The 13,887-nt window shown below is 53.9% G+C and carries 15 protein-coding genes; 3 read left to right on the top strand and 12 right to left on the bottom strand.

Annotation, left to right across the window (positions count from 1 at the left end):
* Positions 1 to 133: 133 nt before the first annotated feature.
* On the top strand, positions 134 to 2,821 hold the full coding sequence (gene acnA, locus NeNHUV3_RS01165; RefSeq protein ID WP_391481963.1) for an aconitate hydratase AcnA: 2,688 nt from the start codon (positions 134 to 136) through the stop codon (positions 2,819 to 2,821).
* Between the two features lie 106 nt (positions 2,822 to 2,927).
* On the opposite strand, the gene NeNHUV3_RS01160 is transcribed toward acnA, so the two are convergent.
* Genes NeNHUV3_RS01160 through yajC form a run of 10 tightly spaced genes read right to left on the bottom strand, consistent with a single transcriptional unit; the run spans position 2,928 to position 9,808 of the window.
* A complete protein-coding gene (locus NeNHUV3_RS01160; RefSeq protein WP_391481962.1) occupies positions 2,928 to 3,470 on the bottom strand; it encodes a DsbE family thiol:disulfide interchange protein in 543 nt (180 codons plus the stop codon).
* Complete coding sequence (ccmD, locus tag NeNHUV3_RS01155; RefSeq protein WP_391481960.1) at positions 3,460 to 3,627, bottom strand: heme exporter protein CcmD; 168 nt, start codon at positions 3,625 to 3,627, stop codon at positions 3,460 to 3,462. The genes NeNHUV3_RS01160 and ccmD overlap by 11 nt, the downstream gene beginning before the upstream one ends.
* On the bottom strand, positions 3,624 to 4,358 hold the full coding sequence (locus tag NeNHUV3_RS01150) for a heme ABC transporter permease (RefSeq protein WP_391481959.1): 735 nt from the start codon (positions 4,356 to 4,358) through the stop codon (positions 3,624 to 3,626). The genes ccmD and NeNHUV3_RS01150 overlap by 4 nt, the downstream gene beginning before the upstream one ends.
* Positions 4,359 to 4,416: 58 nt before the next feature.
* Complete coding sequence (ccmB, locus tag NeNHUV3_RS01145; RefSeq protein ID WP_391481958.1) at positions 4,417 to 5,079, bottom strand: heme exporter protein CcmB; 663 nt, start codon at positions 5,077 to 5,079, stop codon at positions 4,417 to 4,419.
* Entirely contained in the window at positions 5,076 to 5,699 is a 624-nt protein-coding gene (gene ccmA / locus NeNHUV3_RS01140) for a heme ABC exporter ATP-binding protein CcmA (RefSeq protein ID WP_391483156.1), read from the bottom strand. The genes ccmB and ccmA overlap by 4 nt, the downstream gene beginning before the upstream one ends.
* Positions 5,696 to 6,049: an Mth938-like domain-containing protein gene (locus tag NeNHUV3_RS01135; RefSeq protein WP_391481956.1), complete on the bottom strand. Its 354-nt coding sequence runs from the start codon at positions 6,047 to 6,049 to the stop codon at positions 5,696 to 5,698. Before NeNHUV3_RS01135 ends, ccmA begins: the two co-directional genes overlap by 4 nt.
* An 18-nt stretch (positions 6,050 to 6,067) precedes the next feature.
* The gene (locus tag NeNHUV3_RS01130) at positions 6,068 to 6,820 is read right to left on the bottom strand and encodes a TSUP family transporter (protein WP_391481954.1); all 753 of its coding nucleotides are present in this window, start codon (positions 6,818 to 6,820) and stop codon (positions 6,068 to 6,070) included.
* Between the two features lie 33 nt (positions 6,821 to 6,853).
* Entirely contained in the window at positions 6,854 to 7,828 is a 975-nt protein-coding gene (secF, locus tag NeNHUV3_RS01125) for a protein translocase subunit SecF (protein ID WP_391481952.1), read from the bottom strand.
* Between the two features lie 3 nt (positions 7,829 to 7,831).
* Positions 7,832 to 9,493, bottom strand: a complete 1,662-nt coding sequence (secD, locus tag NeNHUV3_RS01120) for a protein translocase subunit SecD (RefSeq protein ID WP_391481951.1) — start codon at positions 9,491 to 9,493, stop codon at positions 7,832 to 7,834.
* Positions 9,494 to 9,526: 33 nt separating this feature from the next.
* On the bottom strand, positions 9,527 to 9,808 hold the full coding sequence (gene yajC / locus NeNHUV3_RS01115; protein ID WP_048597440.1) for a preprotein translocase subunit YajC: 282 nt from the start codon (positions 9,806 to 9,808) through the stop codon (positions 9,527 to 9,529).
* A 192-nt stretch (positions 9,809 to 10,000) separates the two neighbouring features.
* Between yajC and serS the strand changes: the two genes are divergently transcribed.
* Together serS and NeNHUV3_RS01105 are read left to right on the top strand one after the other, a co-directional pair.
* Positions 10,001 to 11,293: a serine--tRNA ligase gene (gene serS, locus NeNHUV3_RS01110; RefSeq protein ID WP_391481948.1), complete on the top strand. Its 1,293-nt coding sequence runs from the start codon at positions 10,001 to 10,003 to the stop codon at positions 11,291 to 11,293.
* The gene (locus NeNHUV3_RS01105) at positions 11,290 to 11,985 is read left to right on the top strand and encodes a hypothetical protein (protein WP_391481947.1); all 696 of its coding nucleotides are present in this window, start codon (positions 11,290 to 11,292) and stop codon (positions 11,983 to 11,985) included. Before serS ends, NeNHUV3_RS01105 begins: the two co-directional genes overlap by 4 nt.
* On the opposite strand, the gene NeNHUV3_RS01100 is transcribed toward NeNHUV3_RS01105, so the two are convergent.
* On the bottom strand, positions 11,967 to 12,428 hold the full coding sequence (locus NeNHUV3_RS01100; RefSeq protein ID WP_391481945.1) for a GNAT family N-acetyltransferase: 462 nt from the start codon (positions 12,426 to 12,428) through the stop codon (positions 11,967 to 11,969). The two genes, NeNHUV3_RS01105 and NeNHUV3_RS01100, sit on opposite strands and share 19 nt — an antisense overlap.
* Entirely contained in the window at positions 12,415 to 13,881 is a 1,467-nt protein-coding gene (der, locus tag NeNHUV3_RS01095; RefSeq protein WP_391481944.1) for a ribosome biogenesis GTPase Der, read from the bottom strand. Before der ends, NeNHUV3_RS01100 begins: the two co-directional genes overlap by 14 nt.
* Positions 13,882 to 13,887 lie beyond the last annotated feature (6 nt).

The raw sequence follows: 13,887 nt of genomic DNA, 5'->3' as shown, positions 1-13,887 counted from the left end.
GTTGCGCCTTATTTCGGTGTGCAATTGTATACAAAAATATACCAAAACGTCGATTAGCCGTTGATTTTATGAACCGAACGGCGCTAAACCGCACCTAAACCTGATCAACCGTAGCCCTTTGGAAGGATGCCAAATGACCATTACAGTCGGACATGACAGCGCAAAAACCCGCAAAACGCTTACAGTTGGTGCACAAAGCATCGACTATTACTCGATTCCCGCAGCAACTGCTGCTGGCTTGGGTGATTTCGCGAAATTGCCCGCGGCCCTGAAGGTCGTTTTGGAAAACATGCTGCGCTTTGAAGATGGCAAAACGGTTAGCGTTGACGATATCAAAGCATTCGCAGAATGGGGTGCCAAAGGCGGCAAAAACCCACGCGAGATCGCCTACCGCCCTGCCCGTGTTTTGATGCAGGATTTCACAGGCGTTCCGGCCGTTGTTGACCTTGCAGCGATGCGCGACGGCATTGTGGCGCTTGGTGGCAACCCTGACAAAATCAACCCGTTGAACCCTGTTGATCTGGTCATCGACCACTCTGTAATGATCGACGAATTCGGCAACCCGCGTGCATTCCAGATGAACGTGGACCGTGAGTACGAGCGCAACATGGAGCGCTATACCTTCCTGAAATGGGGCCAAAAAGCGTTTGATAACTTCCGCGTTGTGCCCCCCGGCACAGGTATCTGCCACCAGGTAAACCTTGAGTATCTTGCGCAAACTGTCTGGACTGACAAAGATCAGAACGGTGTTGACGTTGCATACCCTGACACGCTTGTTGGTACAGACAGCCACACCACAATGGTGAACGGCGCTGCTGTGCTTGGTTGGGGCGTTGGCGGTATTGAAGCCGAAGCCGCAATGCTTGGTCAGCCTATTTCCATGTTGATCCCCGAAGTTATCGGGTTTGAGCTGACTGGTGCCATGATGGAAGGCACCACAGGTACCGACTTGGTCCTGAAGGTCGTTGAAATGCTGCGTGCTAAAGGCGTTGTTGGCAAATTCGTCGAATTCTACGGCGCAGGTCTTGATAAATTGCCACTGGCCGACCGTGCGACAATTGCTAACATGGCGCCAGAATATGGTGCGACATGTGGCTTCTTCCCAATCGACAGCGAAACGCTGCGCTACCTGCGCAACACAGGCCGCGACGAAGATCGCGTGGCCCTCGTTGAAGCATATGCCAAGGAAAATGGTTTCTGGCGTGGTGATGATTACGCACCTGTTTACACAGACACCTTGCACCTTGATATGGGCACAATCGTTCCGGCAATTTCCGGTCCAAAGCGCCCACAAGACTACGTTGCATTGACTGGCGCGAAAGCAGCATTTGCCAAAGAAATGGAAGAGACCTTCAAGCGCCCAATGGGCAAACAGGTTCCCGTCGCTGGCGAAGATTACACAATGGAATCAGGTAAAGTTGTGATTGCCTCAATCACCTCATGCACCAACACGTCCAACCCCTACGTCATGATCGGCGCGGGCCTTGTGGCACGCAAAGCTGCTGCACTTGGCCTTGACCGTAAGCCATGGGTGAAAACTTCCCTCGCACCAGGAAGCCAAGTTGTTTCGGCGTATCTCGAAGCGGCAGATCTGCAAGATGATCTGGATAAAATCGGCTTCAACTTGGTGGGCTACGGTTGCACAACATGTATCGGTAACTCAGGTCCGATCCAGAAAGAGCTGTCAGAAGCCATTGCCGAAGGTGATTTGGTTGCGACATCAGTATTGTCTGGCAACCGCAACTTTGAAGGCCGGATTTCACCAGACGTGCGCGCGAACTATCTTGCGTCACCTCCCCTTGTTGTGGCCTACGCTCTTGCGGGCACGATGGACATCAACCTTGCAACGGATCCGATCACACAGACGCCAGACGGCAAAGATGTGTATCTGAAAGACATCTGGCCCACCAGCCAAGAGGTTGCCGAACTGGTTGAGCAAACGGTAACCCGTGAAGCGTTCCTGTCGAAATACGCAGATGTCTTCAAAGGCGATGACAAGTGGCAAGCCGTTGAAACAACTGACGAAAAAACATACGACTGGCCTGCTGCGTCAACATATGTGCAAAACCCGCCTTACTTCCAAGGCATCACAATGGCGACCAAGAAGATCGAAAACATTGAAGGCGCCAAGGTTTTGGCCGTCCTTGGTGACATGATCACAACCGACCACATCAGCCCTGCTGGTTCGTTCAAAGACACCACACCTGCTGGTCAATATCTAGTCGAGCGTCAGGTCCCTGTCCGTGAGTTCAACTCATACGGGTCCCGCCGTGGTAACCACGAAGTCATGATGCGCGGCACGTTTGCAAACATTCGCATCAAGAACGAAATGCTCGACGGTGTTGAGGGTGGCTACACCAAAGGTCCGAACGGTGACGAGACATCAATCTTTGACGCGGCGATGGCCTACCAAGAAGCTGGCACACCGCTGGTCATCTTTGGTGGTGAGCAGTACGGCGCGGGCTCGTCCCGTGACTGGGCGGCTAAAGGCACAGCCCTTTTGGGTGTTAAAGCTGTGATCGCTGAAAGCTTTGAGCGTATCCACCGTTCAAACTTGGTTGGCATGGGCGTTATCCCGTTTGAATTTACAGGTGGTGACAGCCGTAAATCACTTGGTTTGACTGGTGAAGAAACTGTGGCGATCAACGGTCTCGACACAATCGAGCCGCTGCAAGAAGTGCCCGCGACCATCACAATGGCTGATGGATCACAAAAGCACATCATGCTGAAGTGCCGTATCGATACCAACATCGAGATCGAATACATCGAAAACGGTGGTGTGCTTCACTACGTGCTGCGCAACCTTGCCAAAGCTGCGTAAGCTAGCGCCATAATAATTAAAAACGCCCCGCTGTTTATTCAGCGGGGCGTTTTTGTTTGAAGTGTTGAGTGGATATTTAGCAACAAAAGAAGACGCGGGTTATGCGCTACTTGTTCTGCGCGGCTTCAATCTCGGGCAAGATGGTGCTTTCCAGAATGCTTTGCGTAATTGGGCCCGCGAAGCGGAATGTGATCTGCCCTTTTGCATCAACAACGAACGTCTCGGGAATACCGTAAACGCCCCATTCAATCGCAGTGGCACGGCCAGTTAAGTCCTGACCGACGGCACGGTACGGATCACCAAGCTCATTCAAAAACCCAATAGCATTCCCGGTGCCAGCATCTTTGTAGTTTACGCCATAAATAGGAATGCCATTTCCAGCGAGCGCCATCAGTTGATCATGCTCTGCACGGCACGGCGCGCACCAGCTGGCCCAAAAATTAACAAGTTTAACACCTGCTTCACCAAGCGCATCTTTTGGGATTTCTGGTTTATTTGACAACTGACTCACAACAATCGGAGGTGCCTCTCGACCGATCAGCGCAGACGGCAGCGCATCGGGATCGTCGCGGAACAACCCCGCCGCTACAAGCCCGGCAAACCCCACAAAGATAAGGGGCGGTATGATCATCAGCGGCTTAAGTGCCATTGTGCTGCCGCGCTTCAATGCGTGCTTCTGCTGCAGCAAGGTCAGCTTTCATACGTTTTGCCCGATACATCGAAAGACCAATAAGACCCACAATCAACCCAAGCGAGATACCATAGGCCAACACAACATCCGCCGCGTATTTTCCCAGATCAATCATGCGGACATCCTTTCACGGGCATTCAAAACTGCCAAGCGGCGGGCGCGCACTTCGGTCCGCGTACGCAGCAAGACTAGGGCGACAAAAAGCACACCGAACCCCACCATCGATATGGCCAGTGGGATGAAAAACACATCGTCCACTGTCCTCTCGCCCGTCGCGACCGGTACAGATGTGCCTTGGTGCAACCCTTGGTTCCAAAAGCGCGTGGCATAGCGTGACAACAACGCAAAGACCGATCCGACCAAACACATCACTGAGGTCAGATCAGCGGCGGTATCTTTGTCCTCCACCGCTTCCCACAGCGCCATGTATCCCAAATAGAAGAGAAAAAGGATCAAGAATGATGTCAAACGCGGGTCCCACGCCCAGTAGGTTCCCCACATCGGTTTGCCCCAGATCGCACCGGTGGCCAGCGCCAAAAGCGTCATCACCATCCCGATTGGAGCTGCGGCTTTGGCTGCAAGCGCGCTGACGTGATGGCGCCGAATGAGCCAGATCAGGGACGTTACCAGCATCATCACCCAAACATTAATGGCCATCATGGCAGAGGGCACGTGGATGTAGATAATCTTAACGGTACTGCCCATCCGAAAATCATCTGGTGTGAAAAAAAAGCCCCAAATTAGACCGACACAACACAGCAACGCAGCACCCACGGCTGTCCACGGCAGAAGTTTGCCCGAAAGCGCCATAAATTTGCGCGGATTTGCATATTCCCAAAGTGACATGCGCTTCAAATAGCCCCTCTTTTCATGATTGTCAGCCCTATGCGCCGTTGCACCGCACTCACGATCCCTTGAGCCCTGCGCGCAATGCCGCAGCACTCGCAAATGGCATGATTGCAACTGCCCCTAAGGTCAGCCCTGCGAGCATAAATGCAGGTACGCTGGCGTCCAACCCTTGGCCCGCGCGGCGTACCACATCGGCACCAAATATCAGCGTTGGTACATAAAGCGGCAGAACCAAGAGGGATATCAGCAGACCGCCGCGTTTTAACCCAACGGTAAGTGCCGCGCCGAATGCGCCGATCACACTTAATGCAGGCGTTCCGATGAGCAACGACATCAGCAGCCAGCCATAAGACTGTGATGGAAGATTCAACATAAGAGCAAGAAGCGGTGCAGCTACGACCAATGGCAGCCCCGTTGTTAACCAATGCGCCAACGATTTAACCGCAATGATGCCCTCTAACGGGAGCGGAGAACTAGCCATCAAATCAAGCGCGCCGTCTTCAAAATCTAACGCGAAAATACGCTCAAGCGACAGGAGACATGACAAAAGTGCACCGACCCAAAGAACGCCAGGCGCGATTGAAGCCAAGACGTCTGGCTGCGGGCCCACGCCAAATGGGATAAGCGTTGCCAGGATCAAAAAGAACGCGAGGCCCAAGCCGAAGCCACCACCGGCCCGTATTGCGAGCCGTAAATCCCGAAGAAGAAGGGCCTTCACCAGTAGTCCCCGTCTAAGGTATCGGCTGTCCCGTCCGCTTTGGCCTTAAATGGTGTTAAATCAAGCGTTTCAGCCTCAATCCCAAGATCAATATGTGTCGCAATCAGAGCAGCCCCACCGCCCGCAAGATGTGCCCGCACAATATCCGCGAAAAGCACAACTGATGCGCGGTCAAGCGAGACTGTGGGCTCATCAAGTACCCAGATTGGCCTTGCGGTCACGAGCAAGCGCCCCAAGCCAAGCCGCCGCTTTTGGCCCGCTGACATTTGTGCGGCGGGTCGATCAGTCAACTCTGTCAGGTTCATCGCTTGAATTGCGGCGTCCACATCTGATGACGCGTTGCCGTACACTTCGGCCCAAAATTCCAGATTTTCACGCACTGTTAGCTGCGCCTTAATTCCGTCCGCATGACTCGCAAATGCAATACTTTCCTCAGGCCCTTTGATCGTTCCGTTAACTGTCGGCTGAATACCAGCAATAGCGCGCAACAGCGTCGTCTTTCCGATCCCGTTTTCGCCCCGCAAAATCAGCGCGCTACCAGCGGCAAGCTGAAAACTGACACCTTCAAGCACTGTGATGCCACCGCGGGCAACGGCTACGTCATTAAGTTCCAGCATCAGACTGGGATCAGCGCCAATCCAATGCGACGCCCTTCTGAAACCAACACGTTGTATGTCCGGCACGCAGATGGAGACGACATCGGCTCAACACCAATGCCTGTCTCTTCAATGGCAGTCTTCAAGGACGTTGGAATATGCGCAATTTCCGCACCTGTGCCCACAAAAAGAACATCGATTTGATCTGTAAACGGTTGAATTGCTGCAACATCTTCAAAGCCCGCCCAAGGCACCACATCATTTGGCATTACCAAAATTGGCCCTTGAAACACTTGCCCACCAACACGAAAGAACCCTGTGCCGTATCCATCAACCGGCACTGCATCGTCGTAATGAATTTCATTCAGCTGCATCGTTTCACCCGTTTCGTATTAGTCCCAAAGCGGCAGTCCGGAGACTGCCGAAATAGCAATGATTGTGTATGCAACACGACGATATACTGCCTCGCGCGAGGGATCAAACAGACGGGTGCCAATCAAAATACCCGTCATATATGGCAGCGTCAGACCCGCACCGATCACGATCGCCTCAATACTCAGGCGTCCTGTTGCCCCCATGACGCCCAACAACAACAAATCCGACAAAAGCAAAAACAACATATTGTTTGCCCGCACCACGGAAACGGGTTTCGAGCTGGCCATGTAGAGCAAAATCACAGGCGGCCCTGCAAGACCGCTGGTTCCGCCGAAGAAGCCTGCAAGCATACCTGTGACATAGATTAACCATTTATGAAGCACCCCACTGTAACGGAATCCGCCAATCAAAATGACCAACAAAACAAGCGCAACCGTGGAAATGCCGTAGCGAAATACTTCGGGGGCAATGACACTCAGGATCGCCAATCCAATCGGCATCGTCAGCACATAACCAAACCCAAGCCGCGCAACATCCTTGGGATCACCATCGCGGATCGCACGTGGAACCGCCGGAACAGGACCAAATAAATCGAGGATGACCATCGTGGTAAGCGCAACAAAAGGATCAAAAACCGAACTGGCGACGGGCATGTAGATCATCGCGGTGCCAAAGCCAGCAAAACCGCGAACCAAGCCAGCAATAGTCACGGTTACCAGCAAAAGCGGCCAAGCCTCGGGGATGAATTCCCAAGAGGTTATCCCAAACATGTTTTCGCTCCCCGCGTCACCCGCGGCAGCGCGCTAGGCATCGGTGTTGCCGAATTGTGTGCCGCCCTCGTCGGTCGGTTTTGACCAATCGCGCTTAACACCCAAAGCAAGCAACGTGGCAGACGCTACAAAGATCGACGAATACGTCCCGACGATCACGCCCCAAATCATCGCAAACACAAAACCCCGAATGACATCACCACCCAAAACGAACAACGAGATCAACGCCAGCAAAGTTGTGACAGACGTCATGAACGTGCGCGAAAGAGTCTCGTTGATTGACAGGTTAAGAACTTCCTTGAGGTCTTTCTTCTTATAGCGTCGCAAGTTTTCCCGAACGCGGTCAAACACCACAACTGTATCGTTGAGCGAGTACCCAACAATTGTCAAAAGAGCCGCGATGATAGCCAGATCAAAGCGGATCTGAAGTTCAGAAAATACACCAATTGTAAGCACCACATCGTGCACCAACGCAGCCACGGCGCCCACTGCGAACTGCCACTCGAACCGTAACCAGATGTAGATAAGTACCGCCAAGATCGCCAAAACCACGGCGATCGCAGCTGTTTGGATCAATTCGCCCGAGACAGTCGGACCCACGCTGTCCACCGCAGGAAACGGTAAGACCAAGCCACTATCAACAGCACTAAGCGCATCTGCAACGGCGGCAATCATATCACCGGACGCTGCTTCTTCACCCTCTTGGGCCTGAATGCGAATTTGGCTGACAAACTGATCATCGCGGAAGTTGGGGTCAAAGACTTCGGTGATTGAAATATCCCCAAGCTCAAGCGGCTCTAGTGCCGCGCGGTAGCTTGCCACATCAACAGGCTGGCTGCTTTCCGTACGAATTGTCGTGCCGCCCTGAAAGTCGATCCCGTAATTAAGCCCCTGAATAGCAAAGCTAATCAAGGCAATAATCATCATAACGCCAGAAATGCCAAGCCACAGTTTTGGACGAGCAAAGAAATCGAAATTGGTGTTATCGCGAACCAGACGCAAACGCATTGGCTAGACCTCCAGTGTTTTCGGGCGGCGGCGCTCGAACCAAATGACAACAATAAGCCGCGTCACGAAAATCGCGGTAAAGACGGATGTGAGGATGCCCAAGCCAAGCGTGATCGCAAACCCACGCACAGGCCCCGACCCCATGACGAACAGGATGACAGCCGTAATAAATGTAGTGATGTTCGCATCAAGAATGGCCGACAGAGCCTTTTCATAGCCCAACTCAATCGCCCGCGCGGGCCCTTTGGCAGACTTAAGTTCTTCGCGGATACGCTCAAAAATAAGGACGTTCGCATCAACGGCCATGCCGATGGTCAGAACAATCCCCGCGATGCCCGGTAACGTCAAAGTGGCACCAATCATTGAGAGCAATCCAAAAATCATCGCCACGTTCACAATAAGAGCCACATTGGCGAACAGGCCAAAGGTTCCGTAACTCAACACCATAAAGACAAGAACGCCCGAAAACGCCACGATGCATGCAATACGTCCCGCGTCGATACTATCCTGACCAAGCTGCGGCCCAATGGTGCGTTCCTCAACAAATGTTGGCTCAACCGGCAGAGCACCTGCGCGCAAAAGCACTGCAAGCTGCGTTGACTGCTCAAGCGAGAAATTACCTGAAATGATGCCTGACCCACCGGGGATCGCTTCGTTAATACGTGGCGCGCTGATCACTTCTTCGTCCAGCACGATTGCAAAAAGCTGGCCTACGTTCTCAGCCGTATAGCGCCCGAATTTTGCGCCCCCTGCCGAATTGAAGCGGAAAGAAACCGCAGGGCCGCCATTTTGGTCAAAACTCGGCTGGCTATCGACCAACTCCTCGCCGGTGACAACGGGGTTTTCTTCCAGAACATAAAAGACGCCTTCCTCATCAATTGACGGGAAAATCACATTGCCCACACCAGCGCGGTCGTTCGCATTGCTCGTCCGCCCTACGACGGGGTGAAAGCTAAGCTGCGCGGTCGTGCCGATCAGGTCTTTGAGTTCTTGCGCAGAGCCAAGACCCGGAACCTGAATGAGAATGCGGTTCGTGCCCTGACGTTGAATTGTAGGCTCACGGGTGCCAACTTCATCAATCCGGCGACGGATGATTTCTAGCGATTGCAACATCGTACGTTCATCTGTTGCCAGACGTTCAGCCTCGGACATTGTCACGATCAGCAAATCGTTACGGCTTGTCACCTCAAAGTCGGTCGCACCCACCGTTGACAGGTTTACGACCGGACGTGCCAGCGCACTAACAATCTCAACGGCACGGTCCATTTTGCTGGCGTCCGATAGGCGGATGCGCAGCTCTCCGTCTTCAATACCAATCCGGCGGAATGTACCAATTGTGGCACGCTCGGCACGCATCGCATCAAGCACAGAGGGCCAAAAACCGACCAGCCGCTTTTCATACACATCCTCAAGCGGCAGTTCCGCAAGAAGATGCGCGCCACCGCGCAGATCAAGTCCCAAGTTCACCAAACCAGACGGCAAGAACGCGGGCCACTGTGCCGCGTTCTCTTCAAGTCCTGCCCCGGTTGCACCGCCTTCAAGCGCCAACACGGCATCATTATGCGCCTCAACCCGCGGATAAAACGCATTTGGAACAGCCAACAAAAGGCCCGCCACAATGGTAAGGATGATGGCGATGCGCTTCCAAAGGTCGATTTGCAACATGGGATAGAACCTTAAAAGAGGGACGAATTAGAGTTACTTAGCCGGTTCTGTCTTGTTCAAAACTTCAACAATCGTGCTTTGAACGACGCGAAGCTTAACGCCTTCGGCCACTTCAACTTCAGCTTCGTTTTCACCTTCTTTAACGCGGGTCACTTTACCGATCAGCCCGCCTTGGGTCACAACTTGATCCCCACGACGCAGGGCAGCCACCATTTCTTGGTGCTTTTTCAGTTTTTGCTGCTGAGGACGGATCAGCAGGAAATACATGATCGCGAAAATCAGAATGAGCGGGATAAATTGTGCAAACGCTTCCATCGGGGGCCTCTTTTTGCTGGGATGTTGGGGACAAAGCGCCCCGTTAAAGCTGGGCTGAACCTATGTGTCAATTTCTGCAGGCGCAAGGTGCGAAAACAGCCAAATGTGCGCGGCAGTTGCGCTGGTCATTTCATGCGGTCGGGCGTATATCGGGGGCCAATATTATTCACGCGCAGGACTGAGGCACACCCCATGCACGACATTAAACTTATTCGCGAAACACCCGATGTTTTTGATGCGGCCATGGCACGGCGCGGCGTGGACACCCGTGCGGCAGATGTTTTGGCGATTGACGCAGCACGGCGGGCAAAAATCCAAGCATCTGAAGAAGCCAAGGCAGAACAAAACGCCGCATCTAAACAAGTGGGCGCTGCCAAAGCATCAGGTGATGAGGCCGAGTTTGAGCGTTTGCGCGCACTTGTTGGAGCAAAGAAAGAAGACGTTGCGCGCCTAAATGATGAGGCCAAAGACCTTGACGGTGAGTTGACCGATTTGTTGATGAGCCTGCCAAACCTGCTTGACGCATCGGTACCAGACGGCGCGGACGAGGACGACAACGTCGAGATTAAAAGCTGGGGCACGCCGCGTGAAACGGATTTTGCAGCTCTTGAGCACTACGACATTCCCGCCATCGCCGCCGGTTTGGATTTTGAACTGGCCGCGAAACTGTCTGGCAGCCGCTTTATGGTACTGTCAGGTGCCGTTGCACGCCTGCACCGCGCGCTGGCGCAATTTATGGTTAACCATCACGTTGATACCAACGGGCTAAGCGAAACGTGGACGCCCATCTTGGTACGCGAAGACATGATGTATGGCACCGGACAGCTGCCGAAATTTGGCGAAGACAGCTACAAAACAACCAACGGCTGGTGGCTTGTCCCCACTGCGGAAGTTACGCTGACCAACACAGTAAACGGCCAAACCGTGGATGCCGCGTCCCTGCCCCGCCGCTTGGTCGCGCACACGCAATGCTTCCGTTCTGAAGCCGGCTCTGCAGGTCGTGATACATCAGGTGTCCTTCGCCAGCACCAATTCGAAAAAGTCGAAATGGTTAGCATCACACACCCTGAAAACAGCATGGCGGAGCACGAGCGCATGACCGCATGCGCCGAAGGTGTGCTAGAAGCGCTTGGTCTGCCGTACCGCACCGTGGTTCTGTGTACGGGTGATATCGGCTTTGGGGCGATCAAAACCCACGACATCGAAGTGTGGTTGCCAGGCCAGAATGCTTTCCGCGAAATCTCAAGCGTTTCAGTCTGTGGAGACTTCCAAGCCCGCCGTATGAATGCCCGCTTCAAGCCCGAAGATGGTGGAAAACCTCAGTTTGTTCATACGCTTAACGGCTCGGGCCTTGCAGTTGGGCGCGCATTGATCGCTGTGGTCGAAAACGGCCAACAAGCAGATGGCAGCGTGGTCATCCCCGAAGTTCTACGCCCCTTCATGGGCGGCAACTCCATGATCCAAGCAGATGGCACATTAGCATGAAGGCGTGGCTGACCCTCGTTGCAACGGCCGCTTTTTTCGCCGCACCTTTGTTGACGGAACCCTTCACCGGCTACACCGACGGTCAGCTGCCAATCGCGCAGCCAAACCCACCAGTGCAGCCCGAAGGCTACGCCTTTGCGCTTTGGGGCGTCATTTATACGTGGCTTGGGATTTCTGCCGTTTTCGGTGTGCTGAAGCGCCGTGATGATGCAAGTTGGGACGCCGGGCGTCTGCCGCTGATCATAAGCATTGCGGTCGGTGCCGCATGGCTTTGGGTCGCCCTGGCCTCACCGATATGGGCCACAATCCTGATCTGGGTAATGCTGGCGACAGCGCTCATGGCACTGCTCAATGCGCCTACAAAAGATATCGGCTGGTTTGCTGCCCCCGTGGGACTTTATGCCGGTTGGTTGACCGCAGCTGCAAACGTATCACTTGGTGTGGCGGGCGCGGGCTACGGCCTTTGGTTTGGGGCATATGGCTGGGCATATCTGTGCATTACAATGGCACTTATCATCGCCATTTTCGTCATCCGCAAAGCCAAGTTTTCCGTCACCTACGCTGCCGCAGTGGTATGGGCTTTGGTCGGGATTGTTGTGGCAAACGGGCTAAACATCACGGGATACTTGGCACTAGTAGGGATCGGCCTCACCGCAACATTCGCATGGCGCCGCTACACATCCAGATCGTAAGTCAGCCACTCAGTCTTTATTGCCAAGCTATCGTATAATGCGCGGGCGGCTTCATTGCTTGGGGCTGTGATCCAGCGAAGAACACCCCATCCGCGTTGGTCACAAACCGATTGCAAATGCAGGATAAGCGCACGTCCAGCGCCGCTACCGCGAGCCGCCTCATCTACGTAAAGATCATCCAAAAAGCCACCAATCGACGCCGCTAGCGGCCGCTCAAACGCGCGCATGTGCGCCAAACCAACAAGCTGCCCTTCCGTCGTTTCAGCAACGTAGCACTCGGTGCTTTTGGACGGATCATGACACCAAGACCAAACGCGATCACGCATCGCTTGGGTTTGAGGCACACCATAGAAATCAGCGTACCCCGCATATAGTCCGTTCCAAGCCGTGAAGTCCGCGTCGCGTGCCAAACGCACAGTTACTTTGGCACTACTTCCCATCATAAGAAGGCTTTCCAAGGTGCTTGCGTAACCGGCTCGGCGTTGACTTTTTCTTGTCTTTATAAGGGTTTGCCTGTGATTGGCTGCGCATGGTCAGGCGGATCGGTGTGCCCGGCATGTCAAAGTCTTCACGCAATCCGTTCACCAGATAGCGCGAATAACTCGTCGGCAGTTTTTCGGGCAAACTACACATCACAACAAACGCAGGTGGCCGCGTCTTTACCTGGGTTGCATAGCGCAGTTTGATACGGCGTCCGCCCGGTGCGGGCGGCGGGTGCGCTTCAATCATTGAGGTCAGCCAACGGTTCAGCTGCGCTGTCGTCACGCGGCGGTTCCAAATTTCGTGGGCGCGCAACACAGCCTCGCGCAAACGCTCAAGTCCGCGTCCCGTTTTTGCGGAGACAGTGATCAGCGGCGCGCCGCGCAACTGTGGCAGAAGGCGTGTAAACGACTCCTTCAGCTCTTTTAGCTTTTCCTGCTTTTCGTCCTCGATGTCCCATTTGTTGACCGCAACCACGACCGCACGGCCCTCGCGCTCGGCCAAATCGGCGATGCGCAAATCTTGTTGCTCAAACGGGATCGCAGCATCCAACAACACAACGACGACTTCAGCAAATTTCACGGCTCGCAGACCATCACCCACAGAAAGCTTTTCAAGCTTTTCTTGCACTTTGGCTTTTTTACGCATGCCCGCAGTGTCAAAAATCCGGACAGGTGTCTCACCCCATTCCATTTGTAGCGAGATCGCATCGCGTGTGATGCCAGCCTCAGGGCCCGTCAAAAGGCGGTCTTCGCCCAAGATTTTATTAATCAGCGTTGATTTACCGGCATTCGGGCGCCCGACCACAGCAATCTGCAACGGCTTGGATTTTGTAGGTGCCACATAGACTTCTTCAGCGTCTTCATCATCTTCAAGTGTTACATCAACTTCAGGCTCTATAACTTTGTTTTTACTCTCAAAGTCATCGACCAACGGAATGAGTTCTGCCAGCAGATCGCCCATGCCTTCGCCGTGTTCTGCGGACAGACGCAGCGGCTCGCCCAAACCCAATTCATAGGCCTCCATAACGCCGTCATCTGCTGCGCGGCCTTCGCCCTTGTTTGCCGCAAGCAAAACATGGGCCGATTTCTTACGCAAGATTTCCGCAAACATCCGGTCAGTTGACGTCACACCCGCACGGGCATCGATCATGAACAGACAGAAATCTGCCATATCAACAGCGCGCTCAGTCAGACGGCGCATGCGTCCTTGCAAACTGTCGTCGTTGGCCTCTTCAAGCCCAGCCGTGTCAATCACCGTAAAGCGTAGGTCACCAAGGCGCGCCTCGCCCTCACGCAAATCACGCGTTACCCCCGGCTGGTCATCGACCAACGCCAGACGTTTGCCTACAAGGCGGTTGAAAAGAGTGGATTTGCCCACATTCGGGCGGCCCACAATGGCGAGTGTGAAAGACATGACGTC

Source organism: Nereida sp. NH-UV-3 (genome assembly GCF_042939535.1).
Taxonomy (GTDB): domain Bacteria; phylum Pseudomonadota; class Alphaproteobacteria; order Rhodobacterales; family Rhodobacteraceae; genus Nereida; species Nereida ignava.
This window is presented reverse-complemented; position numbering and strand designations above follow the sequence as displayed.

Coding starts and splice junctions, on each gene's coding strand:
- acnA (WP_391481963.1), top strand. CDS start 134: ATGACCATTACAGTCGGACATGACAGCGCAAAAACCCGCAAAACGCTT.
- NeNHUV3_RS01160 (WP_391481962.1), bottom strand. CDS start 3,470: ATGGCACTTAAGCCGCTGATGATCATACCGCCCCTTATCTTTGTGGGG.
- ccmD (WP_391481960.1), bottom strand. CDS start 3,627: ATGATTGATCTGGGAAAATACGCGGCGGATGTTGTGTTGGCCTATGGT.
- NeNHUV3_RS01150 (WP_391481959.1), bottom strand. CDS start 4,358: ATGTCACTTTGGGAATATGCAAATCCGCGCAAATTTATGGCGCTTTCG.
- NeNHUV3_RS01135 (WP_391481956.1), bottom strand. CDS start 6,049: ATGCAGCTGAATGAAATTCATTACGACGATGCAGTGCCGGTTGATGGA.
- NeNHUV3_RS01130 (WP_391481954.1), bottom strand. CDS start 6,820: ATGTTTGGGATAACCTCTTGGGAATTCATCCCCGAGGCTTGGCCGCTT.
- secF (WP_391481952.1), bottom strand. CDS start 7,828: ATGCGTTTGCGTCTGGTTCGCGATAACACCAATTTCGATTTCTTTGCT.
- secD (WP_391481951.1), bottom strand. CDS start 9,493: ATGTTGCAAATCGACCTTTGGAAGCGCATCGCCATCATCCTTACCATT.
- yajC (WP_048597440.1), bottom strand. CDS start 9,808: ATGGAAGCGTTTGCACAATTTATCCCGCTCATTCTGATTTTCGCGATC.
- serS (WP_391481948.1), top strand. CDS start 10,001: ATGCACGACATTAAACTTATTCGCGAAACACCCGATGTTTTTGATGCG.
- NeNHUV3_RS01105 (WP_391481947.1), top strand. CDS start 11,290: ATGAAGGCGTGGCTGACCCTCGTTGCAACGGCCGCTTTTTTCGCCGCA.
- NeNHUV3_RS01100 (WP_391481945.1), bottom strand. CDS start 12,428: ATGATGGGAAGTAGTGCCAAAGTAACTGTGCGTTTGGCACGCGACGCG.
- der (WP_391481944.1), bottom strand. CDS start 13,881: ATGTCTTTCACACTCGCCATTGTGGGCCGCCCGAATGTGGGCAAATCC.